We start from the raw sequence: 25,704 nt of genomic DNA, 5'->3' as shown, positions 1-25,704 counted from the left end.
GCTAAGCCCGTGGTTTGTTCATGAACTCGCAAGATTCTGCGGTCAGACGCTCGGGCTGTGAATTTGATCAAATAATGGATACTACCGGATCAGATTAGGACGCAAGCGAAATTTTCTCCGCCGTTCCTGGGGCAGGTGCTTGTTCAGGTGTTTGTTCACCGCGCCGAAGATGGCGATGATCACCAGGGTCAGCAGGATGAAGTAGAATGCCAGGATCGGGTAGGGGACAAACGGGTTGAAGGTCTTGTCCGCGAAGTAGCTGGCGTAATACAGCGCGTCGCCCTGCTGCCGCCAGGCCGGGAAGCCGGAGAAGAACACCAGCGTTGTGGCGTGGAACAGGAAAATCGCCTCGTTGGTGTAGGCGGGCCAGGCCAGCCGCAGCATGGTCGGGAAGGTGATGCGGCGGAACCGGGTCCAGCCGGACATGCCATAGGCGTCCGCGGCCTCGATATCGCCCTTGGGGATCGACAGCAGCGCGCCATAGAAGATCTCCCCCGAATAGGCGGCGGTGTTGAAGAACAGCACGACCAGGGCGCCCAGCCAGGCCGAGGTGAACGGGTCAAAGAAGCTGGAGACGCTTTTCAGGCTGAGGAAGCAGGCATAGGCAAAGAAAAACTGGATGAACAGCGGGCTGCCGCGGAACACGAAGATGAACCACTCCGCCGGTTTGCGCCACAGCGGGTTGGGGCTGGACTTGCCCACCGCCAGCGCCACCGCCAGAAAAAAGCCGGTCGTCAGCGCCAGCGCGCCGAAGTAGACATTCCAGATCAGGCCGGAGCCGATCAGCGTGAAATGCTCGCACAGGGTATATTCGCCGCGCGGCAGCAGCCGTTCGCCAATGCCCAGCGAGCGGAGGGCATAGGCCTGGATGGTTTCAACGCAACTCATGCCGCTGCCTTTCTTTGTGCTTCGCCGCCCGCTGTGGCCTGGCCCCTGGTCAGGCGGGTCATGATCTTGTCCAGCACAACCTCGGACACTTTGGTGAAGCAGAGGTAGAACACCAAGAGCGCCGCAAAATACCAGACATGCCAGTTCGGATGCGGGTATTCCGTGAACCGCTCGGTCTTTGCGCCGCCCAGCTCCCGCGCCCAGTAGACGATGTCTTCGACCCCCAGCAGGAACAAAAGCGGCGTCGCCTTGATCAGCACCATCCACAGGTTTGACAGCCCCGGCAGCGCATAGACCCACATCTGAGGCACCAGAATGCGCCAGAATGCCTGGCGTGTGGTCATGCCATAGGCCTCGGCGGTTTCGATCTGGGCACGCGGAACCGCCCGCATGGCGCCGTAAAGAACGTTGGCTGCAAAGGCCCCGAAGACGATCGAGAAGGTCAGAACCGCGAGGAAAAAGCCGTAGGTTTCATGCACCCACTGCGGCGATGCGGACAGCGGCAGCTTGGCCGCGTCGCAGACCACAAAGTCGATTCCCTGCCGGATCGGCTGATCCCAGTCCGGGCATTTCACCTTGTGGCGCATCCACTCGAACGCCTGGTCCAGCGCGATGACGAAAAACAGGAAGAAGGCAATGTCCGGGACGCCGCGCACGATGCTGGTATAGCCTTTGCCGAACCAGCGCAGCGGCAGGAAATTGGAGCGGGCAGCGCTGGCGGCGCCAAAGCCGAACAGCAGTGCGACCGGGGCGGTGATGGCCAGCAGGACCAGTACCACGGCGACCGAGATATAGAGGTTCAAGTGCTTGCCCGTGGTCAGGTAGCAGCTGAGCCAGCTCAGCCCCTCAAGCGTGGATGGGTCCGTGCAATAGGAAAACATGTTAGTGCCTGTCTTTCTCCGGCCGTGCCCGGCAGCATGGCTGCCGGAAGAGAATGAATGAGGCCCGCGCGCCGCGGCGGCGGGCCTGCAGATCCTGGAACAGGATCAGATTACCACTGGGAGGACACTTCCCACTTGGCGATCAGGTCGTTCAGCGAGCCGTCATCCTTCATCGACTGGATCGCCGCATCGAACTTGCCGCGCAGCTCAGCGTCCGACTCGCGGAAGCCCATGCCGACGCCGCGGCCCAGAGATTCGGTGCGCTCCAGCAGCACCAGATCGTCGCCCATCAGCGAGTCGAGGAAGCTCTTGTCGGCCAGAACCGCGTCAGCCTCGCCGTTACGCACGGCGGCGACGGTTTCTTCCGGGGTGGCAAACTCAACCAGGGTCCAGCCCTGCTCAGCCACAAAGGCGGCCTGGATGGTGGTGGCCTGGGCGGCAATCACGCCGGATTCCAGGTCGACGTCTGCCGACTGGGCTGCATAGGCGGACGGATCCGGCGGCGTGTAGGGCTGGGTGAAGTCAATGACCTCGTCCCGCTCGTCGGTGATCGACATGCCGGCGATAATGGTGTCGTAGTTGCCGGACACCAGGTTCGGAATGATCGAATCCCAGTCGTTCTTGACCCACTCGCAGGTCAGCTCGGCACGCTTGCACAGTTCGTCGCCCAGTTCGCGCTCGAAACCGTCGATTTCGCCCGCGTCGTTGACGAAATTCCACGGCGCATAGGCGCCTTCGGTGCCCAGGCGCACGGTCTCCGCCAGGCCCATGCCCGCGGACAGCGCCAGGGCGGCGGTGCCAAGGATCAGTGATTTCATGAGTATACTCCCGTTTTTGGTTGGTTATTGGACTTATTTGTTATTGCTCAATGCGCGTGGCGCGTCGAGGACAGGAAGGCGCGCAGCCGCTCGGAGCGGGTGCCGCCAAAGACGTCGTCGGGGGTGCCTTCTTCTTCGATCAGGCCCTGGTGAAGAAAAACAACGTGGCTGGAGACGTCGGCAGCCATTTTCATGTCATGGGTCACGATCATCATGGTGCGGCCTTCGGCAGCCAGATCCTTGATCACCTTGATGACTTCCTGTTCCAGCTCCGGATCCAGCGCCGAGGTGGGCTCGTCAAACAGCAGCGCCTCAGGCTCCATGCATAGCGCGCGGGCAATCGCGGCGCGCTGCTGCTGGCCGCCCGACAGCTGGGCGGGGTAGACATCGCATTTGTCGCCTATCCCGACCTTGGTCAGGTAATAGCGGGCTTTCTCCTCCACCTCAGCCTTGTCGCGGCCCAGCACCGTGACCGGCGCTTCCATCACGTTCTGCAGGATGGTCATATGGGCCCACAGGTTGAACTGCTGGAACACCATGCTGAGGTTGGTGCGGATGCGCAGGATCTGCTTGGCGTCGGAAGGGCGGCGGTTCAGCCCCTGGCCGGTCCAGGTGACGGGTTCGCCCTTGAACAGGATCTCGCCTTCCTGGCTGTCTTCCAGCAGGTTGCAGCAGCGCAACAGGGTAGACTTGCCCGACCCCGAGGACCCGATCAGCGAAACCACATCGCCCTTGTGGGCGGTGATATCCACGCCTTTGATCACTTCCAGCTCACCATAGGATTTGTGCAGGCCGCGGATTTGCAGAACGGGCGTTGTGTCGGTCAAGGTGTCGTTGTCCCTATGAGTGGAAATTCGTTCTTATTGGACCGAAAAAAAGACCGAATGCAACGTTCAAACCGCACAAGCTGGCACCGCAGGCCGCAAAACGGGGGAGTATGCCGCCGTTTTGGAAGGGGCGCTACGTCAGCTCTGCAGCGCGGATGCGCTGGCCGGTCAGCACCGGGCCGGGCGGCGTCGGCACCGCCAGGTAGCCGCTGGGAGCGATCTGGACAAGGCCGTTCAGGTGCAGCAGGCGGCGGGTTTCCGGGTCCAGCCCGCGGATGGCGGATTCGATGGCGGAAAACAGCGCCTTGGTGTCGCCGTCCAGGGCGGTGATATAGGGCAGCCCAGGCGTGGGCTCGGTGCGCCCGATCTCTGTCAGCCCGGCGGCGAACCCGTCGTATTCACGGACCATTTCCCAGGTCAGCGCGTCCAGCGCGGCAAAGTCGGCGCGGCCCTCGGCCACGGCCTGGGCAGACAGCCGGTGGCCGCCGGTTTCCACCAGCGCGCCAGGCAGGATGCTGCGGTCGTGCAGATGCACCATCGGCGCCGCCCAGCCTGATTGCGACAGCGCTTCGTTGTAGGCAAAGCGGCGCCCGGCAAAGCTGCCAAGGGGCTGGCCGGCGTCTTCTTTGCGGGCAATGAAGACGCTGTTGTAATACCCCGGCGGGCAGCCGGGCAGGCCGTAGTCGGGCGTGCCGACAAGCTCCACCTCACCATAAAGGCGGGTGCGGTAGGGGCAGCCGCAGGTCTGTGACAGCAGCAGATCGGGGGATTTCCAGACCTCCCAGAAATCGGCGCCGCGGGTCAGCTGGTCCGGCCCGCCGCCAAGATGATCGCGGATCGAGGCCCAGAACCGGTCGTTTGCCGCCGCTGTTTCCGGGCGGTCGTACATTTCAAGATGAGCAATCATAAAGCAGCCTCTGCCCGTTGGCGCGCCTTGGCGCTATCCACGTCCGATACCCCCAGCAGGCTGGCTGACAGCCGCAGGAGCGCGTCTTCGTTCGCATCGCGGCGGCCGTCGGCCAGGGCCACCTGCCACAGCGCCTCCAGCACGCCGGTGCGGTCCTCATAGACCACTGCATCCTTGATCGCGCGGGTAAAGCGGACGGTGTCGGGGGCCTCGGCCTCCATCGCCTCCGCCTGTTCGCGCAGGATCAGCGCGCCGCCGGTGTCCAGCCCGTAGCGGGCCGCCAGGATGCGGTCGATGCGGTCCTTTTCCACTTCGGAATAATTGTGGTCGGAGCGGGCAATCCGCACCAGCAGCGCGGTCAGCGCCAGCCGCGCGCCTTCGTCATCCAGCGTGGCAGGTGCGGGCTCCAGCAGGCGGTGCAGAAGCTCCCGGAACATCACGGCTCTCCAGCAGTGCTGCCGAGTTTCTGCTCGGCGCGCTCCCGGGCCTTCTGGCTGTCGGTATAGGAAAGGCCCATCGCCTTGCGGGCCTCCTCCACGATGGTGACTTCGCCCTCGTGGGCGCTGCCGTCGGCCAGCACCACTTCCCACAGCGCGTCCAGCGCGGCGAGGCGCTCCTCCAGGCCGGTGGTTTCGCGGATCAGCCGGCCGAAGGTGTCGGTTTCCGGCGCAGCCGCGTGCAGCTTCTCGCAGGTGGCGCGCACTTTGGCGGCCTCGATCGCGTTGTGCTGGTAAAGCCGGGCCAGGATCCGGTCGATCAGGCTGATCTCCTCCAGCTGGTAGTCGCGGTCGGATTGCGCCACCCGCACCAGGAGCGCCCCCAGCGCCAGTTCGGCATCCGGGTCGGGCAGGGCCGGCGGTTCGGACGGGCGGAAAGCTTGGAAGAATTTCTTTAGCAGGGGCATTCGATGACCTCAGTCAGCTGCGCGGCGGGGCGCGGGATTATTCGCCGTAGCCTTCGATGATTTCCATATCACCGGCAGACACCGGATCGCGCAAGGCCTTGGCGTCCTGGTAGGCCACTGAATCATAGCAGGCTTTTGCGGTTGCGAAATCCTTGAATTCGATTACCACCGTGCGCGCCCTCATCTGCCCTTCGCGCACTTCCTTCGGGCCGCCGCGGATCAGGAACCTGGCGCCGTATTCAGCAAACACCGGCCCGTTGGCATTGATGTAATCCTTGTAACGCTCCGCGTCGTTCACATCCACATGGGCCACCCAGTATCCTTTGGGCATGGGGTGCAGCCTCCCTTCTTTTTATGGTTGAGTGCAGGCTGATATAAATCCGCGCCGAACACAATGGGGCGGTTATTAAGAATTTCCTGTTTCCGTGGAATTTGCGGTTGTTTCAATGTGTTGCGCGAAGAACGAAAACGCCCGCCGGACGCGGCGGGCGTTTCAAACTTGATTAACGGCAGGGCCGTGTCAGCCGATCTCAGCCAGGCGCGCCAGCGCTTCCTTGACCTTGGCTTCCTCTTCCTCGCGCGCGGCGAGGTTTTCGCGGGCCTCAGCCACAACTTCTTCCGGGGCGGAGGCCGCGAACTTCGGGTTGTTCAGCCGCCCGCGAAGGCCCCCCAGTTCCTTGGCCAGCTTGCCAAGGGTCTTCTCCAGCCGCGCCTTTTCGGCGTCAACGTCGATCACATCCGCCAGCGGCAGGCCGAAGGAGGCGCCGGGCGCCGCCACGCTCGCGCAGCCTTTGGGGAAGCTCTCCACCTGCTCCAGCGAGGTGATGCGGGCCAGTTTCTGGATCATCGCCTCGTTCTTCTCCCAGGCCGCGCGGGCCTGGCCGGAGAATTCGGTCACCACCATCGGGATCTTGGCACCGGCCGGCACATGCATCTGCGCGCGGGTGGAGCGGATGTTCTCAATCGCGGTGATCACCCAGTTCATCTCGGCGTCCGCCTCAGCGTTGACCAGCTCGGTGCCATAGGTCGGCCAGTCTTCATGCACCAGCATGTTCGAACGCTTGGCGGTATTGCCCCACAGCTCCTCGGTGATGAAGGGCATGATCGGGTGCAACAGGATCATGCACTGATCCAGCACCCAGCCCAGCGTCTGGCGGGTCTCGGCGATCACCGCCTCATCGTCGGAGCCGAACAGCGGCTTGGACAGTTCGATGTACCAGTCGCAGACCTTGCCCCAGACAAAGGCGTAAAGCGCATTGGCCGCATCGTTGAAGCGGAACGCCTCAAGGGCGGCGTCCACCTCAACCCGCACCTTGGCGGTTTCACCGATGATCCACTGGTTCACCGCCGCCTTGGCATCCGGGCAGGCGTAGGCCGGAACGTTCTCGTCGTAGACGTTGTTGAAATGGGCAAAGTTCACCGCATTCCACAGCTTGGTGCCAAAGTTCCGGTAGCCCTTGAGCCGCTCCATATCCAGCTTCAGCACGCCGCCAAGCGCCGCCATCGCAGCAGAGGAGAAGCGCAGCGCGTCGGCACCGAATTCTTCGATGATCTCCAGCGGGTCGACAACGTTGCCGGTCGATTTCGACATCTTCTTGCCCTTGGCGTCGCGCACCAGCCCATGCAGGTAGACAGTGTCGAAGGGGATGCGCTCCTTGACCGGCAGGTTTTCGTCCAGCACCGCCAGCTGCATCATCATCATCCGGGCAACCCAGAAGAACAGAATGTCCTGACCGGTAACCAGGGTCGAGGTCGGGAAGTATTTCTTAGTCTCCTCGGTCCATTCCGGCCAGCCCAGCGTGCCGATCGGCCAGAGGCCGGAGGAGAACCAGGTGTCCAGCACGTCGGGGTCGCGGAACATCGGCACCTGCATCGGCCCGTCAAAGCTGCGGATCGCGCCTTCGTCCTGCACATCCATCAGCTTGACTTGTTCGGCCAGAATCTTCGCCGCTTCGTGCTGATCTGCAACGATGCGGAACTCAGTCCCTTCGGCGGACTGAAGACGCGCCTTTTCCAGCGCCTCTTCCTCAGTCGCCGCACAGATCGGGTACCAGTCCTCCGCGCCGGGGATGTACCAGACCGGGATCTGATGGCCCCACCACAGCTGGCGCGAGATGCACCAGGGCTCAATGTTTTCCAGCCAGTGGTAATAGGTCTTCTCACCGCTTTCCGGCAGGATCTTCACATCGCCATTGCGGACCGCATCCAGCGCCGGGCCGACAACCTTTTCCGCGTCCACGAACCACTGGTCCGTCAGCATCGGCTCAATGACAACCTTGGAGCGGTCGCCGAAGGGCTGCATGATCGGTTTGTTCTCGACGTAAGGCACCTGAACCTGGACGTCTTCGCCGGTCTCCGGGTCGGTCTTGGTGACGGTCTGCGTTACCGCCAGGCCTTCGCGGGTGATCTGCTCGACCACCAGTTTGCGGGCCTCGAACCGGTCCAGCCCGCGCAGGTCGTCCGGCACCAGGTTGATGGCGTCGGCTTCGTTCTCGCTCAGGGCCTGCTCACCCTTGGCCACTGCCATGGCAATGCCGGCGGCTTCTGCATAGGGGGCACCGTCGTCGCGCATCTGGCCCTTGGTGTCCATCAGCCGGTACATCGGGATCCCGCCGCGCTTGGCAACCTGGTAGTCGTTGAAGTCATGCGCGCCGGTGATCTTCACCGCACCGGAGCCGAAATCCTTGTCCGGGTATTCGTCGGTGATGATCGGGATCAGGCGGCGGTGTTCCTTCGGGCCGACCGGGATTTCGCACAGCTTGCCGACGATGGGCGCATAACGCTCGTCGCTGGGATGCACCGCAACCGCGCCGTCGCCCAGCATGGTCTCGGGCCGGGTGGTCGCGATGGAGATGTAGTCGCGCTCTTCCTCAAGGATGACGTTGCCGTCCGCGTCCTTCTCCACATAGGTGTAGGTGGCGCCATTCGCCAGCGGGTACTTGAAATGCCACATGTGGCCCGCAACCTCGATGTTCTCGACCTCAAGGTCGGAAATCGCGGTCTCGAAATGCGGGTCCCAGTTGACCAGCCGCTTGCCGCGGTAGATCAGGCCCTTGTTGTACATCTCCACGAACACCTTGATCACGGCGTCGTGGAAGTTGGGGGAATTCTCGTGGCCCACGCGGGTATCGCCCTGCGCGCCTGCCATGGTGAAGGCGGTGCGGGAGAAGTCGCAGGACGCGCCGAGACGTTTCAGCTGCTCGACGATGGTGCCGCCGGATTTCTCCTTCCATTCCCAGACTTTCTCCAGGAATTTCTCGCGGCCCAGCTCGCGGCGCGACGGCTGCTGGGTTTTGGCCAGTTCGCGCTCGACAACCATCTGGGTCGCGATCCCTGCATGGTCGGTGCCCGGCTGCCACAGGGTGTCATAGCCCTGCATCCGCTTCCAGCGGATCAGGATGTCCTGCAGAGTGTTGTTGAAGGCGTGGCCCATGTGCAGCACGCCCGTGACGTTCGGCGGCGGGATCATGATGCAATAGGTGGAGGCTTCGGGCTTGGCGTTTGCGCCTACCTTGAAACAGCCGGCCTCTTCCCAGGCTTTGTAAAGGCGGCTTTCGGCTTCGGCCGCGTTGAATGTCTTTTCCATCGCCATGCGCTAGGTCCTGCGTGCGTGTAAATTTGGGGTCGCGCTATCCCTTACCGAAAGGGGCGGCAAAGGGAAAGTCCCAGCGGCACCGGGGCAGTGCGGCGGCCTGCCGGGCGTTGCCTCATTCAACTTTTATGGAACCAGCGGCGCGCGGGCGCGTTTACCGTTAACCAAGCGCCAAGCGGAACAGCAGTGGCGCACCGGTCTTTCAGGCGCCCCGCAGCGGCGCCTAAGCCAAAGACGCCCGGCCCCTGCTGACGCGCATTCCGCGGTACGGGCCGGGCGCACGATTTTCAGGATGGCGCGATACCTTGGGTCCGGCGGCCATGAATTCCGCCGCGGGCAGCCGCAGAGCGCGCGGACCGTCTGCCCTCTATTGCCCGGTCCGGTCCAGCTTGGTCGCCAGGTGGATCAGGCTTTCCGACGAGCGCACCCCGCGGGCCTCCGCGATCCTGTCGATGGTTTCGTCCAGCTCCGCAGTGCTTTGCGCCACCACCTGCGCCAGAAGATCGAACCGGCCGGAGGTTGTGTGAACGACCTCCACCCCCGGCAGCTTGCGCAGCCGCGCCAGCACCTCCGGCCCGCTGCGCGGCTCGATCGACATCAGAACCGTGGCCTGCAGCGGCGGCCGGGCGGCGGCGCAGGATTTGAGCGTGTAGCCGGTGATCACCCCAGTGGCCTCCAGCCGCTCGATCCGGGCCTGCACTGTGGTGCGGGCAAGGCCAAGATGGCGCGCGAGATCGGCCACCGGACGGCGGGCGTTTTCCCGCAGCAGGGTGACAAGACGCTGATCGGTGTCGTCGTTTTGCATGTTCAGCCTGCGATGTGACGAAAGATTTCGTCACTATAGGCAAAGTGACGAGCGGAATCGACGGAAAACTCGCGGAAAATATGCAAAACGAATGAGGGTTACAGATGCAGCAGATTCCCCCGCTATGGCTTTCGCCTGAGTCCCACCTGGCCCGCAGCTCGCCGGATCATCCGATCCTGTATTTCTCGCCGCGGGTCCTGCACGAGGTGGCGCGGCGGTTCAGCCAGGGGTTTCCGGGACTTGTGACCTACGCTGTGAAGGCAAATCCGCATCCGGCGGTGCTGTCCAACCTGGTGGCGGCGGGGATCACCGCCTTTGACGTGGCCTCGCCCGCAGAGATGGAGGCGGTGCGCGCTGCCAGCCCCGATGCGGTTATGCACTACAACAACCCGATGCGGTCCGAAGCGGAGATCGTCACCGGGATCGAACACGGCGTTGCCAGCTGGTCTGTGGATGAACTGAGCGAGCTGGAGAAGCTGGACGCGGTGCCGCGCAGCTGCGAAGTCGCCGTGCGCTTTGCGCTGCCGGTAGCGGGGGCGGCCTATGATTTCGGCAGCAAGTTCGGCGCTGCGCCGGAAGAGGCGGTGGAACTGCTGAAGCAGGTGGCAGCCAAGGGCTGGACGCCTGCCTTGTGTTTCCACCCGGGCACCCAATGCGAAGATGAGATGGCCTGGGTCGAATATGTCCATGCCGCAAAGCGGATTGTCGATGCTGCGGGGGTGCGGATTGCGCGCCTGAATGTGGGCGGCGGCTTTGCCGCCAACCGCGACGGCGTGGCGCCGGATCTGGAAAAGGTCTTTGCCGCCATCGGCACGGCGGCGGATCAGGCCTTCGGCGCGGAGAAGCCCACGCTGATCTGCGAGCCGGGCCGGGCGATGGTCTCCGAAAGCTTTACCCTGGCCGCCCGCATCAAGGGGATGCGCAAGGATGGCGCGGTGGTGTTCCTGAACGACGGGATCTATGGCGGGCTGGTCGATATCCGCGACATGGGCCTGCCGGGCCGGGTTGAGGTCGTGGGCTCCGACGGAACCCACCGCAGCGGTGTCCGCAAGCCGCGGGTGGTGTTCGGGCCGACCTGCGACAGCCTCGACCGGCTGCCGGACGGGCTGCCGCTGCCTTGCGACTGCGTCGCGGGGGACTATGTGCTGTTCCCGGGGCTGGGCGCATATTCTTCTGCCATGAGCACGCAATTCAACGGCTATGGCTTGTCTGACGTGGCGACGGTGATTGAGCTGGCTGGACAAGCGGCCCGCTGACAGTAGTCTCGCCCCCGCAACAGCAGCCAGCGCGGACAGGGGGCGAGCATGGAAAAATTCGGGAAAAGCCAGCCGGTAAAACGGGTCGAGGACGTCAGGTTCCTGACCGGCCAGGGGCGCTACATCGAGGATGCCGCCCCTGCAGGTGCATTGCGCGCCTGGGTGCTGCGCAGCCCGGTGGCGCATGGGGTGATTTCCGCGCTGGACGTCGAGGATGCGCGCGCGGCGGAGGGCGTCCATGCGGTGATCACCCTGGCCGATCTGGAAGCTGCTGGCATCGACACCTCCATGGACGGCTCGCTCGTGACCAACCGAAACGGCACCAAGGGCGCGGCGCCCGAGCGCCCGATGCTGGCGCGCGATCGGGTCCGCTATGTCGGTGAGCCGGTGGCGGTGGTCGTAGCGGAGACGCTGGATCAGGCCCGCGATGCGGGGGAGCTGATCGAGTTGGAGATCGACGATCTGCCGGTGAAGCTGGACGTTCTGCCGGGCGGTGAACCGCTGCATGAGGGGGTGCCGGACAACAAGGCGTTTGACTGGGGCATGGGCGACGAGGCGGCCACCGCGGCGGCGTTCCAAAGCGCGGCCCATACCGTTGCGCTGCAGGTCGAGGACAACCGGATCATCGTCAATTCGATGGAGCCGCGCGGCTGTTTTGCCGAGTGGTCCGAAGGGCGGCTGCATTTCTGCTACGGCGGGCAGGGGGTCTGGGCGATGAAGTCCCAGCTTGCAGCCAAGCTGAGGCTGGATGAGGCGGCTGTGAGAGTCACCACGCCCGATGTGGGCGGCGGCTTCGGCATGAAGGCGATGCCTTATCCGGAGTATTTCGCGGTCGCCCATGCCGCCCGGACCCTGGGCCGGCCGGTGTTCTGGATGTCGGATCGTTCCGAGGCGATGCTGAGCGACAATGGCGGCCGCGACCTCACCTCGCTGGCAGAACTGGCCTTTGACGAAAACCTGAAGATCACCGCCTATCGGGTCACCACCCGGTGCAACCTCGGCGCGTATAACTCTCATTTCGGCCAGCCGATTCAGACCCAGCTGTTCAGCCGTGTGCTGGCAGGCGTCTATGACATTCAGACCGCCTGGCTGCAGGTGGAGGGGATCTATACCAACACCACCCAGGTTGATGCCTACCGCGGCGCCGGGCGGCCGGAGGCGATTTATGTGCTGGAGCGGGCGATGGACCGGGCCGCCCGCGAACTGGGGGTGGACCCGTGGGAGCTGCGGCGGCGGAACTTCATTCCGGCTGACGCGTTTCCCTATAACACCGTGACCGGAGAGACCTATGATGTGGGCGATTTTAGCAAAGTTCTGAGCCGTGCCGCGCAAGAGGCTGATATCGCAGGATTCGCAGCCCGCCGCGCCGAAGATGGTAAACGCGGCAAGTTACGGGGCGCCGGGCTTTGTTACTATATCGAAAGCATTTTGGGCGATCCTTCGGAAAGCGCGGAAGTGGAGTTTCTGGAGGACGGGCGGGTGCAAATCTATGTCGGCACGCAAAGCAACGGACAGGGGCATGAAACCGTCTATGCCCAGTTCCTCGCCGACCAGAGCGGCATTCCCGCGGAGAAAATCCATGTCATCCAGGGCGACAGCGACCGCATCGCCACGGGCGGCGGCACCGGCGGCTCGCGGTCGGTGACGACGCAGGCCAATGCCACGCTGGCGGCGGTGGACGCGATGATCGCCGCCTTCATCCCCTTCCTGGCGGAGGAGATGGGGGTGGACGAGGAGGCTGTCGCGTTTGATGGCGAGACCTTCCGCGCGCCGGGATCCAACCTGACCCCGACCATGCTGGAAGCGGCAGAGATGGCCCGCGCGCACGGGCGGCTCGATCTGCAGCGTCACGCGGCGCAGGCCCGGCTGCCGGGGCGCTCGTTTCCGAACGGTGCCCATGTTGCCGAGGTCGTGATCGATCCGGAGACTGGGAATTCCGCTGTGGAGCGCTACACTGTAGTCGACGATTTCGGTAATCTGATCAACCCGGTGCTGGCCGAAGGCCAAGTGCACGGCGGGGTGGCGCAGGGGCTGGGACAGGCCATGCTGGAGCGGGTTGTCTATGACGAGGACGGACAACTGCTCACGGCTTCGTTCATGGACTATGCCTTGCCGCGAGCCAGCGGCGTTCCCATGATTGGATTCACCTCCGAGCCGGTGCCTTCGACACAGAACCCGATGGGGATGAAAGGCTGCGGCGAGGCGGGCACCGTCGGCGCGCTGGCAGCGGTGGCGAACGCGGTGCAGGACGCGGTCTGGGACCGCGGCGTGCGGCAGGTGGACATGCCGTTCACCCCGCTGAGGATTTGGGAAGTGCTTAGGGATGTTTCTGACGCAGCTGAGTAAAAGGGTTTTAGGGTGGCTGGGACGGCCGCTGCGGTCGGAGCATTCCGGCGAAACCAAGCTGCGCGGGCCGCAGGCGCATGTGATCATCCTGGACGGCACCATGTCGACGCTGGAGGCGGGGCATGAAACCCATGCCGGCCAGCTGTACCGGCTGTGCAGCCAGACCAGCGGCCAGGTCTCGGTCTTTTATGAATCCGGCGTCCAGTGGAAGGGCTGGGGCAGCGCGCCGGACGTGATGATGGGCCGCGGCATCAACCGCCAGATCCGCCGCGCCTATGGCTATCTCGCCTCGCGCTACCGGCCGGGCGACCGGATCTATCTGTTCGGCTATTCCCGCGGGGCCTATGCGGTGCGCTCGCTGGCCGGGGTGATCGACCGGATCGGCCTGCTGAAGCCGGAGCACGCCACCGTGCGCAATATCCGCACCGCCTACCGCCATTACCGGCTGAACGGGCGCTCCAAGACCGGCACCGCTTTCACCAAGGCCTATTGCCACGACGAGGTCGAGATCGAGATGGTCGGCGTCTGGGACACCGTCAAGGCGCTGGGCCTGCGGCTGCCGCTGCTGTGGCGCTGGGCGGAAAAGCAGCACAATTTCCACAACCATACACTGGGCCCGCATATCAAAAGCGGCTATCACGCGCTGGCACTGGATGAGACGCGCGACGTGTTCAAGCCGGTGCTGTGGGACTGCCCCAAGGGCTGGAGCGGCCACGTCGAGCAGGTCTGGTTCCGCGGCGCCCATGGCGATGTGGGCGGCCAGCTGGGCGGGTTCGAGGAAGCCCGGCCGCTGGCGAATGTCTCGCTGATCTGGATGCTGGAAAAGGCCGAGGAGCGCGGCCTGCCGCTGCCCAGCGACTGGCGGATGCGCTTCCCGGTCGACCCCAAGGCGCCCTCGGTCGGCACCTGGCAGGGCTGGGCCAAGATTTTCCTGCTGCGCAGCCGCCGCCGGGTCGGGCTGGACGCCAGCGAACGGCTGCACAGCAGTGTTGCTGCGGGAAGGCAGAACGCCGCATCGTCCGGTGGCTGGCTGGCGATGTTCTCCAAGACCTGAAAACGAAGCTGCCCTAGCTGATTTTCAAGCCGAATGAGGCGCGCAGTGCCGCCTGCAGGCAAGATGCAGCGGGAGGGGTGGCGGATCAGACGGCGGCGCGGCGCTGTTCCAGCGCCTGCTTCAGGCGCTTCAGGGACAGGGCGACAATCAGCTTGTGGGCGGGCCGGACCGGGATCATGTAGGCGCGGCCAAACCGGTTGCGGGTCTTGACCGAGGACGTCACGGACAGGACGCCGTCGCTGCTGGTGATACAGGTCATGACGTCCAGGTGCCTGTCCCGCACGGTCAGGGTCAGGACAGTATCCGACACGGCTTCCACCAGAAAGAAATCCAGCTTGTCACCGGGCTGAATGCCGGTGTGCGGCTTGCTGGTGATGCCGCCGATGCGTTTGACGCCGAAACAGGCGGATATCGCGTCCCGCAGCCAGAACGCCAGCTTCAGGCCCGGCAGCGGCCGCGCGTGCATCAGGGTCCAGGCCTCCAGCGGGGTGACCGGCACTGGCAGAACAATGGACTGCGTGTGCAGGAAATCCAGCTCTGCGGCGGGGGCCAGGATTTGAATGCGGGCGGTGGCGGCCCGTGCGAAGGCATTTGGCGGCATGGCCGGCCTTTCCGCTGCGTGTCAGGTTACGGGATTGGAGATAATTGCAAAAATGCGGCCGGCAAGGCCAGCGGTAGAATTCCTGCGCGTTCCCTCAAGCAACTTTCATCACGATGCAGGTGGTGGAGCCGGTCGCGTAAAGCCGGCCGTCCTCAACCCCGCGAAGCTCGCCATGCGCCACCCCGGTCGAGCGGCCCGCATGGTCGACGGTGCCGGTGCAGCCGATCAGGGTGCCCAGCGGGATCGGCCGCAGGATGTTGATCTTGAATTCCAGCGTTGTGTAGACCGAGCCCGGCGGCACCCTGGTCATCACCGCGCAGGCCATGGCGCTGTCCAAGAGCGTGCCGTACCAGCCGCCATGCACGGTGCCCATCGGGTTGGTGACGTGGAATTCGGGCGTGCCGCGGAACACGACCCGGCCTTCTTCGACACTGTGCAGGTAATAGCCCAGCGTCTCGGCAATCGGCGGGCCGGGCAGGCGGCCCTCCAGGATGCCTTGCATGAACTCAAGCCCGGACATCCGGGACATCTGCTCTAACGTCAGCAGGTCGGAGGGCTGTTTGGCATAAAGCATGGCGCGCGGGTCCTTGGCGGGGGTTTGCCCCGCATTAGGAACCGCGCGCCGGGGCCTGCAAGGCTTACGCCACGTTCTCCAGTGCCACCTTGGGGGTGATGCCCAGGGCAAAGCAGACGTCGCGGGTCAGTTCCGGGCGGTTCAGCGTGTAGAAATGCAGCTTGTCGACGCCGCCTTCCAGAAGGTCCGAACACAGCTCGGTGCACAGTGCCGTGGCCAGCAACTCCTCGCGGCCGTCGCGCAGCGCCTTGTCAAAGGCGTTTTCGACCCAATCCGGGATCACGGTGCCGCAGCGCTTGGCGAAATTGCGGGCGCCTTTCCAGTTCTCGATCGGCAGGATGCCGGGCGTCAGCTTGCTGCCGTCGATCCCCGCCTTCTCGCAGGCGTCGCGGAAGCGGAAGAAGGTGTCCGCCTCGAAGAAGAACTGGGTCAGAGCCTCATCAGCGCCGGCATCCAGCTTGCGCTTCAGCCATTCCACGTTGGCGGCCTGGCTGGCGGCCTCCGGGTGGCAGTCCGGGTAGGCGCCGACGCGGATGGTGAAGCCGCCGCGCGCCGCCAGACCCTTGATCAGCTCCACCGAGTCGGCAAAACCTTCGGGGTGCGGAGTGAACTTGCCTTCACCCTTGGGCGGGTCGCCGCGCAGGGCAACGATCTCGGTCACGCCGGCCTCGGCAAACTGGTCGGCGATCTCCAGCGTTTCCGCCTTGGAGGCATCCACGCAGGTCAGATGCGCAGCCACATTCAGGCCGGAGGAATTGTGCAGGGTCGCCACCGCATCGCGGGTCAGCGTGCGGGTGGTGCCGCCTGCGCCATAGGTCACCGATACAAACCGCGGATCCATCGGAGCGAGGACCTGCACGGTGTCCCAAAGCCGGAAGGAGGCTTCGAGATTTTTCGGCGGGAAGAATTCGAAGGAAATCTTGGGCGTCGTCATCTCAGGTCTCTCGCTATGTGTCTGTCTGCACTTGTTGCACGCGCAGCATTGTGAGACAATTTCATAATACTCAAGATTAACATGAGCGATCTGATAGAATGCATATCGAATTCCGCCATCTCCGCACCATCAAGGCCATCCATGAGGCCGGCGGGCTGGCAAGGGCTGCGGAGCAGCTGAACATCACCCAAAGCGCACTGAGCCATCAGGTGAAGGGGCTGGAGGACCAGGCCGGGGTGGAACTGTTCATCCGCCGGTCCAAGCCGATGAAACTGTCCCCTGCGGGCCTGCGGCTGTTGCGGCTGGCAGAGCAGGTCCTGCCGCAAGTCGAAGCGGCGCAAGCGGAATTTTCTTCCTTGCGGGATGGCAATACTGGCCGGATGCATATCGCCATTGAATGCCACGCCTGTTTCGAATGGCTGTTCCCGGTGCTGGAGGGCTTCCGCAAGAACTGGGGCGACGTGGATGTGGATATCCGCCCGGGCCTGGCCTTTGACGCGCTGCCTGCGCTGCTGAAGGAGGAGGTGGATCTGGTGGTGTCCTCCGACCCGGAGGACATCGCCGGTGTCGAGTTTATCGAGCTGTTTGATTACAATCCTGTCTTTGTCGCTTCAGCGCAGCATCCGCTGGCGGAAAAACCCTATATCGAGGCGGAGGATTTCATCGGCCAGAGCCTGATCACCTACCCGGTGGATAAGGTCCGGCTGGATGTGTTCAGCCAGCTGCTGATGCCGGCGGGGGTGGAGCCTGCCTCGATCCGGCAGGTGGAGCTGACGGCGGTGATCCTGCTGCTGGTCGCCTCCAACCGCGGGGTGTCGGTGCTGCCGGACTGGGTGGTGCGGGAGGTGAAATACTCTTCGGATTATGTGACCCGGCCGCTGACCAAAACCGGGATCACCCGCAGCCTGTATGCCGCGATCCGGACGGAGGACCGCGAGAAGCCCTTCATGCAGGAGCTGATCCGCCTGGCCAAGGTGGAGGCACGCAAGCTGCAGCATCAATAGATGCCGCCGCCAGGACAGGCGCGGAGCGGCCTGCGCCGGTCCGGCGCCTGTGCCCGCTCCGCGCGGTTGCGTGATCCGGCAGATGCCGGCGCCCGGCTCAGACCAGCTTGACGATCTGCTTGCCGGTATTGCCGCCCTGCATCATCGACAGGAAGGTCTGCGGCGCGTTTTCCAGCCCCTCGGCGATATCCTCCAGATACTTGATATCACCGCTGGCGATCTTGGGAGCCACTTCGCGCAGGAACTCGCCATAACGGTCGTAGTGGTTGAAGATGATGAAGCCATTGACCGACAGGAACTTGGTCAGCACCGTGCGCCAGATGGCCGGCGCGGTCAGATCCGTCTCGGCGCTGTTGTACCAGGCGATCATGCCGCAGACCGGGATGCGGCCGAAGTTGTTCATCAGGGGCAGCACCGCTTCCAGCACCTTGCCGCCGACGTTTTCGTAATAGATGTCGATGCCGTCCGGGCATTCTGCCGCGAGGGCCTCGCTCAGGCTTTCGGCACTGGCATAGGCGCGGTGGTCGAGGCAGGCGTCAAAGCCGAAGGTCTCGACCGCCAGCTTGCACTTGTCGGCACCGCCGGCAATGCCGACCACCCGCAGGCCTTTCTGTTTCGCGAGCTGTCCCACCATGGAGCCGACCGGGCCGGTGGCGGCGGCAACCACCAGGGTTTCGCCTGCCTGCGGGCGGCCATAGGCGTCCAAGCCATGCCAGGCGGTAAACCCCGGCATGCCCAGAGCGCCAAGCGCGGTGGTGAGCGGCGCCATATCCGGGTCCAGCTTGCGGATATCGCTGGCCAGCGCACAGGCGTGGCTGGCCCAGCCGAACGCACCGAGGGCAAAGTCGCCGGGCTGGAAATCCGGGCTGTTGGAGGCAATCACCTCACCGACGCCGCCCGCAGTCATGGTTTCCCCGATCTCCACCGGCGGCGCATAGGATTTGCCTGCGTTCATGCGCCCGCGCATGTAGGGGTCCAGCGACATATAGTGAATTTTGACAAGCACTTCGCCGTCGCCGGGCTGGGGCATGTCCACGCTTTCCAGGCGGAAGTTCTCTTCGCTGGCCTGGCCTTCGGGGCGGCTGGCCAGCACGATACGCTGCATCTGGTCGGTCATGGGAGTCCTCCTTCTGATGATTGCAGCAGAGACTGGGCTTCGCGGGGGCGGAATTCAACCGTTTCCCGGGCTGTAACCGGGCGTCAAGGCCGCCCCCCCTCTTGCCGGCAAAGCCCCTTGGCAATCGGGGGCAGGGGGCGTATAGGCACGGTTTGACCCGGCATCTCCCCGACGTGACAGGATTCTGCAGACATGATTGGCAGCGCAAACCTCAATGTGATGATCAAAGCCGCCCGCAAGGCTGGCCGTTCCCTGGTGAAAGACTTTCGCGAGGTGGAAAACCTGCAGGTGTCGATGAAGGGCGCGGGCGACTTCGTCTCCAAGGCCGACATCGCCGCCGAGAAGATCATCAAGGATGAGCTGCGCAACGCCCGCCCGACCTATGGCTGGATCGCGGAAGAGGGCGGCGAGATCGAGGGTGAGGACCCCACCCGCCGCTGGATCGTCGACCCGCTGGACGGCACCACCAACTTCCTGCACGGGCTGCCGCACTGGGCGATCTCCATCGCGCTGGAGCACAAGGGACAGATCGTTGCCGGCGTGGTCTATGACGCCGCCAAGGACGAGATGTTCTTTGCCGAGAAGGGCGCAGGCGCCTGGATGAACGACACCCGCATCCGCGTGTCGGGCCGCCACCGGATGATTGAATCGATCTTTGCCACCGGGGTGCCGTTCGGCGGCCGCGCCGACCTGCCGCTGACGCTGCAGGACCTGGCCCGCCTGATGCCCGCCTGCGCCGGCGTGCGCCGCTGGGGCTCGGCTGCGCTGGACATGGCTTATGTGGCCGCAGGCCGTTACGAGGGCTTTTGGGAACGCCGCCTGAACCCGTGGGATCTGGCCGCAGGCATCATCATCGTGAAAGAAGCCGGCGGGTTTGCCGAGGCGATCGACCCGGACGCGGGCATCATCGACAGCGGTTCGGTGGTGTGCTCGAACGAGCCGATTTTCGAGAACTTCGCCAAGGTGATCCGCGGCTGAACCCGCCCGGAACTTTGAGCATCGGAAACGCGGCCTCTGAGCCGCGTTTTTTTATTTCACTGGTGCGCTGCCCGGCCTATCGGCCAGGCGGCAACTCAGCTTTGATCCGACGGATGGTTCACCCCGTCGTTCCAGGGGATTTCGCCGTAGGTTTCCGTGTGCGTCCGCGGATTGGCGCCTTCGATGCAGCCCAGGTTGACGCCGCATTCCTTCGGATCTGAGCGGCGCTGATGGTGGGTGTAGATACCGCAGGTCTTGCAGAAATAGTGCTTCGCCGTATGGGTGCCCCAGGTGTAAAGGCTGAGGTTCTCCGCCCCTTTCAGCACCTTCAGGCTGGCGGTCAGGGCGGTGACGGCCGCCGCCCCGCGGCGCAGGCAAAACGAACAGTCGCAGCGCGCGGCAGAGGCGAGGCCCTCGGGAAACTCCGCCTCAATCTCAACGGCACCGCAGTGGCAGGTTGCTTTCAGGTGGGGCATTCGATGGTCCTTTCCGGGTCATATGCGGCGCAAGGCTGACTAAGGCCGGAGATAATTCCCCGTAATAACCTAAGGCGCAGCGCTACCATTTGCTTGCCCCGATGCCCGTCGGGGTGGCGGCCTGCGTGTTCACCAGTAGCTTGTTTCGAGAGTTGCGCAGGCCGCCTTTTCTGCATGCCATGGCTTAAGCCGGGTGTTGTCTCACTTCCCCCACGGCCCCGGATTGCGCTTTTTGCGCGGCAGCTTGGGGATGCGGCTGGCGGAAAATTCATACTCGTTCTCCGGATGCGGCGGGGTGCCGTGGGTGCGGTTCCAGAACGCCGGGCCGCCGCGGCGCAGCCACAGGGGCAGGCACAGGATCAGCCCCACCGCAAAACCGCCGGCATGGGCCCAATAGGCAACTCCGCCCTGGTTGGGGTCAGAGCCGAGGCCGCCGAAGAACTGCATCGCCAGCCAGACGCCCAGCATCACGAAGGCGGGAATGGTGAAGATGCGGAAATAGACGATCAGGATCAGCAGGATATCGACGCGCGCCCTTGGGAACATCAAGAGGTAGCCGCCCATGACGCCGGCAATGGCGCCGGAGGCGCCAACCGTTGGCACCATCGAACCTGGGGCGGACATCACATGGATCAGCCCGGCGCCAAGCCCGCTGAGGAGGTAGAACAATAGAAAGGGGAGATGGCCCATTTCCTCCTCCAGATTGTCGCCGAAGATCCACAGGAACAGCATGTTGCCGCCCAGATGCATCAGCCCGCCATGGATGAACAGGGAGGTGAAAAGGGTTTCAAACCCGTAGCCATGGATGATCTCGGCCGGGACAATTGCGTAGGCGTCATAGAAATAGGCCAGCGCGCGCGGCGAAGCATAGCTGGCGGTGTAGTAGATATAGGCCAAGACGTTTGCGGCAATCAGCGCATAGACGACATAGGGCCTGCGGCCGGACGGGTTGTGGTCGCGGATTGGAAACATGAGGGAACGCTGGGCCGGAAATGGCCCAGCGTCAAGTGCTTAGCGCCGATAGCTCAGGCGTTTCCGCCCAGCAGCTGTGCGTTGCCGCCCGAGGCGGTGGTGTCGACGCAGACGTGGCGTTCAGCCAGGACGCGGGCGCGGTCGGGCTTGCCGGGGATCAGCGGGATGATCGGGCCGTCGCGCTTGGCGAGGCATTGCTCGATGTCGCGCCCCGCCGCGTCATCGCCCCACCACAGCACGCCGGAGATGCCCTCGATGGTCTGCAGCTGGTTCAGGCCGAGAAGGCCATGCGCCTCAATCGCGGTGCCGCCGAGGCTGATCACCTGCTTGGCCTGTTCCGCGGCAGCCTCCGGTCCCGGGCCCATGCACAGGAGCGGCGGGCGGGCCGAAACCGTCAGGCGGTTTGACTCACCGGTCGGGCCGGGCAGGGAGGTGGTGACGGGCTGCGCAGGAACGCCGCTGGCCCCCGGCAGCGCGGCGGTTTCAGTGTCCCATTCGCTTTTGACCTGCTGCCGGTCCGGCGCGCAGAAGCGGTTGAGGTAGAAGGGGCCGCCTGCTTTGGGGCCGGTGCCCGACAGGCCTTCGCCGCCGAAGGGCTGGCTGCCGACAATCGCGCCGATCTGGTTGCGGTTCACATAGATGTTGCCCGCATGGATCCGGTCGCAGACATGCTGCACCCGGTCGTCAATGCGGGTGTGCAGCCCGAAGGTAAGCCCGTAACCGGTTGCGTTGATGTCGGAAATCACCTGATCAAGCTGGTGCGACTTGAACCGGGCCACATGCAGCACGGGTCCAAAGATCTCTTCTTCCAGCGCGCTGATGCCGGGCACCTCGATCATCGTGGGCGCCACGAAGGTGCCGCCCTGCGGCGCCATCAGCTCCTTGATCACCCGGCCCTCGGCCCGGGCCTGGTCGATATGAGCCAGGATCCCTGCGCGGGCGCCTTCGTCGATCACCGGGCCGCTGTCGGTTGACAGGTGCCAGGGGTCGTCCAGGCGCAGGCAGTCCATCGCACCCTTGAGCATTTTCAGCACGGTATCCGCGATGTCGTCCTGCAGGTAGAGGCAGCGCAGCGCAGAGCAGCGCTGGCCCGCCGATTGGAAGGCGCTTTCGATCACCGCCTGCACCGCCTGTTCCGGCAGTGCGGTGGAGTCGACGATCATCGCATTCAGCCCGCCGGTTTCCGCAATCAGCGGGGAGCCCGGCTGCAGGTTGTCTGCCATCGCCTTGCGGATGCGCAGGGCGGTGGCGGTGGAGCCGGTGAAGGCAACGCCGTTCACCCGCGGATCGGAGGTGATGGCAGCCCCGACCACGCTGCCGCGGCCCGGCACCAGCTGCAGGGCGCTGCGCGGCACCCCGGCCTCGTGCATCAGCTGCACGGCGCGATGCGCAATCAGCGGCGTCTGGTCGGCGGGTTTGGCCAGCACGGCGTTGCCCGCGGCCAGTGCAGCCGAGACCTGGCCGGTGAAAATCGCCAGCGGGAAGTTCCAGGGCGAGATGCAGGAGAAAATGCCCGCGGGCGGCGCATCGGGAATGCGGGCCGCATAATAGCGCAGGAAATCCACCGCCTCGCGCAGCTCGGCAACCGCATCCGGGATGGTCTTGCCCGCCTCCCGGGCGAGGATGGCAAACAGCTCGCCATAGTTTTCTTCATACAGATCCGCAGCCTTGTTCAGGATCGCCGCGCGTTCCGCCGCCGGGGCTTCCCAAGGGTCGGCAAGCGCCAGCGCCAGTTCGATATCTTCGGGGCTGCACTGGCTGACGGTGCCGACGGTGCTCAGGTCGGTGGGGCTTGTCACTTCCTTGGCGGCCTCCGGCTGGGCGTCGCCCGCCAGCAGCGGCCCGGCCTGCCACTGGTGGCTGCGCCAGGGCGCGCGGGCCTCCTCTATCTTGGCCAGCGTCGGCGCATGGCCCAGGTCGAAGCCCTTGGAGTTAATGCGTTCGGGCAGGAACAGTTCCGGCCCGGTCGGGATCTTGCGGGTGACATCGGCCACCGCTGCGAAGGGGTCGGCGGCGACCACCTCCGGCGGCACATTCTCGTCCACGATCTGGTTCACAAAAGAGGAGTTGGCGCCGTTTTCCAGCAGGCGCCGCACCAGATAAGCCAGCAGGTCGCGGTGCGCGCCGACCGGCGCGTAGATCCGGCAATTGGTCTTGTTCTGCTCCAGAACCATCTGGTGCAGGGTTTCGCCCATGCCGTGCAGGCGCTGGAACTCGTAAAGCCCCTTATCCATGCCTTCGGCCATGTGCAGGATGGCGGCAACGGTGTGGGCGTTGTGGGTTGCGAACTGCGGATAGATCCGGTCCGTCAGCCCCAGCAGCTTTCGGGCGTTGGAGATATAGGAGACATCGGTCAGCGGCTTGGAGGTGAAGACCGGGAAGCCATCCACGCCTTCGACCTGGGCGCGCTTGATCTCGGTGTCCCAATAGGCGCCCTTCACCAGCCGCACCATGAAGCGGCGGTTGTATTTCTCTGCCATTTCATGCAGCGCGTCGATCGCCAGTCCGGTGCGCGGGCCATACGCCTGCACCACCACGCCAAAGCCGTCCCAGCCCGCCAGCGCCGGGTCGGAGACCACGGCGTCGATCACTTCCAGCGACAGCGACAGGCGGTCGGCCTCCTCGGCGTCGACATTCAGGCCCATCCTGGCGGCCTTTGCCAGCAGAGCCAGCGCCTTCAGGCGCGGCACCAGATGCTCCATCACACTGTCTTCATGCGCCAGTTCATAGCGCGGGTGCAGCGCCGACAGCTTTACCGAAATGCCGGGGTTCTTGCGGATGTCGTCGCTGTTGCAGGCGGCGGCAATGGCCGAAATCGCCTTGGAATACGACAGGTGATAGCGCGAGGCATCGGCCTCCGTCCGGGCGGCCTCGCCCAGCATGTCGTAGGAATAGGTGTAGCCCTTGGCCTCCATCCCGGCGGCGCGGTTCATCGCGCTTTCGATGGTCTCGCCTAGCACGAACTGGCGGCCCATTTCCTTCATCGCGCGGCTGACGGCGGTGCGGATCACCGGCTCGCCCAGGCGCTTGATGGCACCGCGCAGGGCGCCGATGGGGCTGCGTTCCTCGTCCAGCACCTTGCCGGTCAGCATCAGGGCCCAAGTGGACGCATTGACCAGCGAGGAGGTGGATTTGCCCAGATGCTTGCCCCAGTCGGAGGGGGCGATCTTGTCCTCGATCAGCGCGTCGATGGTGTCGGCATCCGGCACCCGCAGCAGCGCTTCGGCCAGGCACATCAGGGCGATGCCTTCCTCGGTCGACAGGCCGTATTCGGCCAGGAACACCTCCATCAGCCCGGGCGCAGAATGCCCGCGGATGTCGCGCACCAGGGCGGCGGCATTGGCGCAGATCTTGGCGCGGTCGGCCTCGGACAGGGCCGCTTGTGCAACCAGCTGGTCGCGCATGGCGGTCTGATCGGCATAGGTGCCGGCATCGATCCGGTAACGCAGCTTGGATTGGGTGGTCATGCAGGGGACTCCACGAAAAACATGCAGGGCTTTTGCAAAGAATACACGCTTTCTGGCGGGACAATCGCCTGAAAATGTGTAACATGCAGGTCGGATTCCGGAAAGATGAGCGGGGAGACAGTTCAAATGGCCTTTCCTGATATCGACAGGTTCGACCGGGCGATTCTGAACGTGCTGGCGGAGGACGGGCGGATCTCCGTCGCCGATCTGGCGCGCCGGATCGGATTGTCGAAAACCCCGACCCAAACCCGGCTCAAACGGCTGGAGACGGAGGGCATCATCACCGGCTACCGCGCCCTGGTGGACCCGATCCGGCTGGGGCTGGACCACGTGGCCTTTGTCGAGGTGAAGCTGGACGATACCCGGCAGGCGGCGCTGGCCAAGTTCAATGCTGCGGTGTCCAAGCTGCCGGAGGTGGAACAGGCCTATATGATGGCCTCGCATTTCGACTATCTGCTGAAGGTGCGCACCCGCTCTATGACCGATTACCGGGCGGTGCTGGGGGAGAAGATCTCCTCGCTGCCGCATGTCTCCTCGACCTCCACCTATGTGGCGATGGAGGCGGTGAAGGAAGACGGCGCGCTGGGGCCGCTTTAGGGGGTCGCGGAAGCTGCGCGCGCACAGGTGACTTGATCGAAACCGCAAATGTGCCAGCATTGGGGGCATGTTTAGCTTTGTGTTCCGCCCCCCGCGGCGCCCCGCCAGTTGTCTTCCGGGGGCGGCTGCCCTGCTGCTGGCAGTGCAGGCCGCCGCTGCCGGCTGCCCCTCTGCACCTGACCACAGCACGCCGCTCGAAGGGCTTCTGAGCGAGGTCCAGCAGGCCGGCAGCGAGGCGCAGGCACGCGAGATCGCCAACCGGATGTGGGAGTTCTGGGCCGATGCCCCGGATGAGCGCGCGCAGGAGATCCTGAACCGCGGCATGACCCGGCGCTCGTCGTTTGATTTCCTCGGCGCGCTGGAGGATTTCGATCAGCTGATCGCCTATTGCCCGGAATACGCCGAGGGCTACAACCAGCGCGCTTTTGTGCATTACCTGCGCCGCGATTTTGCCGCCGCGCTGCGGGATCTGGACCGGGCGCTGGAGCTGTCGCCGCGCCATATTGCGGCGATGAGCGGGCGGGCGCTGTCGCTCTACGGCCTGTCCCGGCTGGAGGAGGCGCGGGTTGCGCTGGCAGAAGCGCTGGCGCTGAACCCGTGGCTGCCGGAGCGTCATCTGGCCGATCCGGGCGGGCCGCTGGCACCGCCGGGGGCAGGGGATGTGGAACTGTAGCAGCGCGCGCACAACCGAGAAATTTCCAGGCAA

General features: G+C 64.5%; 24 protein-coding genes. 7 read left to right on the top strand and 17 right to left on the bottom strand.

The window, feature by feature from the left end; translation table 11 throughout:
- Positions 1 to 81: 81 nt before the first annotated feature.
- The 10 genes from DAEP_RS0107480 to DAEP_RS0107435 all read right to left on the bottom strand — a co-directional run bounded on the left by DAEP_RS0107480 (position 82) and on the right by DAEP_RS0107435 (position 9,622).
- The gene (locus DAEP_RS0107480) at positions 82 to 888 is read right to left on the bottom strand and encodes an ABC transporter permease (RefSeq protein ID WP_008553466.1); all 807 of its coding nucleotides are present in this window, start codon (positions 886 to 888) and stop codon (positions 82 to 84) included.
- Positions 885 to 1,769, bottom strand: a complete 885-nt coding sequence (locus tag DAEP_RS0107475; protein WP_008553262.1) for an ABC transporter permease — start codon at positions 1,767 to 1,769, stop codon at positions 885 to 887. Before DAEP_RS0107475 ends, DAEP_RS0107480 begins: the two co-directional genes overlap by 4 nt.
- 110 nt (positions 1,770 to 1,879) lie before the next feature.
- On the bottom strand, positions 1,880 to 2,587 hold the full coding sequence (locus tag DAEP_RS0107470; protein ID WP_008553963.1) for a transporter substrate-binding domain-containing protein: 708 nt from the start codon (positions 2,585 to 2,587) through the stop codon (positions 1,880 to 1,882).
- Between the two features lie 47 nt (positions 2,588 to 2,634).
- The gene (locus tag DAEP_RS0107465) at positions 2,635 to 3,414 is read right to left on the bottom strand and encodes an ABC transporter ATP-binding protein (protein WP_008553521.1); all 780 of its coding nucleotides are present in this window, start codon (positions 3,412 to 3,414) and stop codon (positions 2,635 to 2,637) included.
- A 133-nt stretch (positions 3,415 to 3,547) separates the two neighbouring features.
- Complete coding sequence (locus DAEP_RS0107460; RefSeq protein ID WP_027244227.1) at positions 3,548 to 4,321, bottom strand: phosphate/phosphite/phosphonate ABC transporter substrate-binding protein; 774 nt, start codon at positions 4,319 to 4,321, stop codon at positions 3,548 to 3,550.
- On the bottom strand, positions 4,318 to 4,758 hold the full coding sequence (locus DAEP_RS0107455; RefSeq protein WP_008553301.1) for a tellurite resistance TerB family protein: 441 nt from the start codon (positions 4,756 to 4,758) through the stop codon (positions 4,318 to 4,320). The genes DAEP_RS0107460 and DAEP_RS0107455 overlap by 4 nt, the downstream gene beginning before the upstream one ends.
- Entirely contained in the window at positions 4,758 to 5,219 is a 462-nt protein-coding gene (locus DAEP_RS0107450; protein ID WP_027244226.1) for a tellurite resistance TerB family protein, read from the bottom strand. Before DAEP_RS0107450 ends, DAEP_RS0107455 begins: the two co-directional genes overlap by 1 nt.
- A 43-nt stretch (positions 5,220 to 5,262) precedes the next feature.
- Positions 5,263 to 5,556 carry a DUF1330 domain-containing protein gene (locus DAEP_RS0107445; protein WP_008556856.1) on the bottom strand — a complete coding sequence of 98 codons (294 nt, stop codon included), beginning with the start codon at positions 5,554 to 5,556 and terminating at the stop codon, positions 5,263 to 5,265.
- A 189-nt stretch (positions 5,557 to 5,745) separates the two neighbouring features.
- Positions 5,746 to 8,817, bottom strand: coding sequence for a valine--tRNA ligase (locus DAEP_RS0107440; RefSeq protein WP_027244225.1), 3,072 nt, complete (start codon positions 8,815 to 8,817; stop codon positions 5,746 to 5,748).
- A 367-nt stretch (positions 8,818 to 9,184) separates the two neighbouring features.
- Complete coding sequence (locus tag DAEP_RS0107435) at positions 9,185 to 9,622, bottom strand: Lrp/AsnC family transcriptional regulator (protein ID WP_027244224.1); 438 nt, start codon at positions 9,620 to 9,622, stop codon at positions 9,185 to 9,187.
- A gap of 104 nt (positions 9,623 to 9,726) precedes the next feature.
- On the opposite strand from DAEP_RS0107435, the gene DAEP_RS0107430 reads away from it, so the two are divergent.
- From DAEP_RS0107430 to DAEP_RS0107420, 3 genes are read left to right on the top strand one after another with little or no spacing between them, the layout of a single operon-like run.
- Complete coding sequence (locus tag DAEP_RS0107430; protein ID WP_027244223.1) at positions 9,727 to 10,878, top strand: type III PLP-dependent enzyme; 1,152 nt, start codon at positions 9,727 to 9,729, stop codon at positions 10,876 to 10,878.
- 48 nt (positions 10,879 to 10,926) lie between these two features.
- Complete coding sequence (locus tag DAEP_RS0107425; RefSeq protein ID WP_027244222.1) at positions 10,927 to 13,224, top strand: xanthine dehydrogenase family protein molybdopterin-binding subunit; 2,298 nt, start codon at positions 10,927 to 10,929, stop codon at positions 13,222 to 13,224.
- Positions 13,202 to 14,278 carry a DUF2235 domain-containing protein gene (locus DAEP_RS0107420; RefSeq protein WP_008554127.1) on the top strand — a complete coding sequence of 359 codons (1,077 nt, stop codon included), beginning with the start codon at positions 13,202 to 13,204 and terminating at the stop codon, positions 14,276 to 14,278. The genes DAEP_RS0107425 and DAEP_RS0107420 overlap by 23 nt, the downstream gene beginning before the upstream one ends.
- Before the next feature lie 85 nt (positions 14,279 to 14,363).
- Here the strand turns inward: DAEP_RS0107420 and DAEP_RS0107415 are convergent, their stop codons facing one another.
- The 3 genes from DAEP_RS0107415 to DAEP_RS0107405 form a co-directional block, all read right to left on the bottom strand.
- A complete protein-coding gene (locus DAEP_RS0107415; RefSeq protein ID WP_027244221.1) occupies positions 14,364 to 14,879 on the bottom strand; it encodes a DUF2867 domain-containing protein in 516 nt (171 codons plus the stop codon).
- A gap of 94 nt (positions 14,880 to 14,973) precedes the next feature.
- Positions 14,974 to 15,453 carry a PaaI family thioesterase gene (locus DAEP_RS0107410; protein WP_027244220.1) on the bottom strand — a complete coding sequence of 160 codons (480 nt, stop codon included), beginning with the start codon at positions 15,451 to 15,453 and terminating at the stop codon, positions 14,974 to 14,976.
- Between the two features lie 64 nt (positions 15,454 to 15,517).
- Positions 15,518 to 16,387: a methylenetetrahydrofolate reductase gene (locus DAEP_RS0107405; RefSeq protein WP_027244219.1), complete on the bottom strand. Its 870-nt coding sequence runs from the start codon at positions 16,385 to 16,387 to the stop codon at positions 15,518 to 15,520.
- Between the two features lie 98 nt (positions 16,388 to 16,485).
- Between DAEP_RS0107405 and DAEP_RS0107400 the strand changes: the two genes are divergently transcribed.
- Positions 16,486 to 17,391, top strand: coding sequence for a LysR family transcriptional regulator (locus DAEP_RS0107400; protein WP_027244218.1), 906 nt, complete (start codon positions 16,486 to 16,488; stop codon positions 17,389 to 17,391).
- 97 nt (positions 17,392 to 17,488) lie between these two features.
- Here the strand turns inward: DAEP_RS0107400 and DAEP_RS0107395 are convergent, their stop codons facing one another.
- On the bottom strand, positions 17,489 to 18,508 hold the full coding sequence (locus tag DAEP_RS0107395) for an NADP-dependent oxidoreductase (RefSeq protein WP_027244217.1): 1,020 nt from the start codon (positions 18,506 to 18,508) through the stop codon (positions 17,489 to 17,491).
- Between the two features lie 192 nt (positions 18,509 to 18,700).
- On the opposite strand from DAEP_RS0107395, the gene DAEP_RS0107390 reads away from it, so the two are divergent.
- Entirely contained in the window at positions 18,701 to 19,486 is a 786-nt protein-coding gene (locus DAEP_RS0107390) for an inositol monophosphatase family protein (protein ID WP_008557303.1), read from the top strand.
- Positions 19,487 to 19,581: 95 nt separating this feature from the next.
- Here DAEP_RS0107390 and DAEP_RS0107385 read toward each other — a convergent pair whose 3' ends face one another.
- The 3 genes from DAEP_RS0107385 to putA all read right to left on the bottom strand — a co-directional run bounded on the left by DAEP_RS0107385 (position 19,582) and on the right by putA (position 24,401).
- Positions 19,582 to 19,962 carry a GFA family protein gene (locus tag DAEP_RS0107385; protein ID WP_027244216.1) on the bottom strand — a complete coding sequence of 127 codons (381 nt, stop codon included), beginning with the start codon at positions 19,960 to 19,962 and terminating at the stop codon, positions 19,582 to 19,584.
- A 201-nt stretch (positions 19,963 to 20,163) separates the two neighbouring features.
- Positions 20,164 to 20,934, bottom strand: coding sequence for a rhomboid family intramembrane serine protease (locus DAEP_RS0107380; RefSeq protein ID WP_027244215.1), 771 nt, complete (start codon positions 20,932 to 20,934; stop codon positions 20,164 to 20,166).
- A gap of 53 nt (positions 20,935 to 20,987) precedes the next feature.
- Positions 20,988 to 24,401, bottom strand: coding sequence for a bifunctional proline dehydrogenase/L-glutamate gamma-semialdehyde dehydrogenase PutA (gene putA / locus DAEP_RS0107375; RefSeq protein WP_027244214.1), 3,414 nt, complete (start codon positions 24,399 to 24,401; stop codon positions 20,988 to 20,990).
- Positions 24,402 to 24,527: 126 nt separating this feature from the next.
- On the opposite strand from putA, the gene DAEP_RS0107370 reads away from it, so the two are divergent.
- Positions 24,528 to 24,998 carry an Lrp/AsnC family transcriptional regulator gene (locus DAEP_RS0107370; RefSeq protein WP_084204405.1) on the top strand — a complete coding sequence of 157 codons (471 nt, stop codon included), beginning with the start codon at positions 24,528 to 24,530 and terminating at the stop codon, positions 24,996 to 24,998.
- Between the two features lie 67 nt (positions 24,999 to 25,065).
- Positions 25,066 to 25,671: a tetratricopeptide repeat protein gene (locus DAEP_RS0107365; protein WP_027244212.1), complete on the top strand. Its 606-nt coding sequence runs from the start codon at positions 25,066 to 25,068 to the stop codon at positions 25,669 to 25,671.
- Positions 25,672 to 25,704 lie beyond the last annotated feature (33 nt).

The organism is Leisingera daeponensis DSM 23529 (assembly GCF_000473145.1).
In the GTDB taxonomy this organism is placed as follows: Bacteria; Pseudomonadota; Alphaproteobacteria; order Rhodobacterales; family Rhodobacteraceae; genus Leisingera; species Leisingera daeponensis.
The sequence above is the reverse complement of the archived record's forward strand: the minus strand, read 5'-3'. Positions and strand labels throughout refer to the sequence as shown.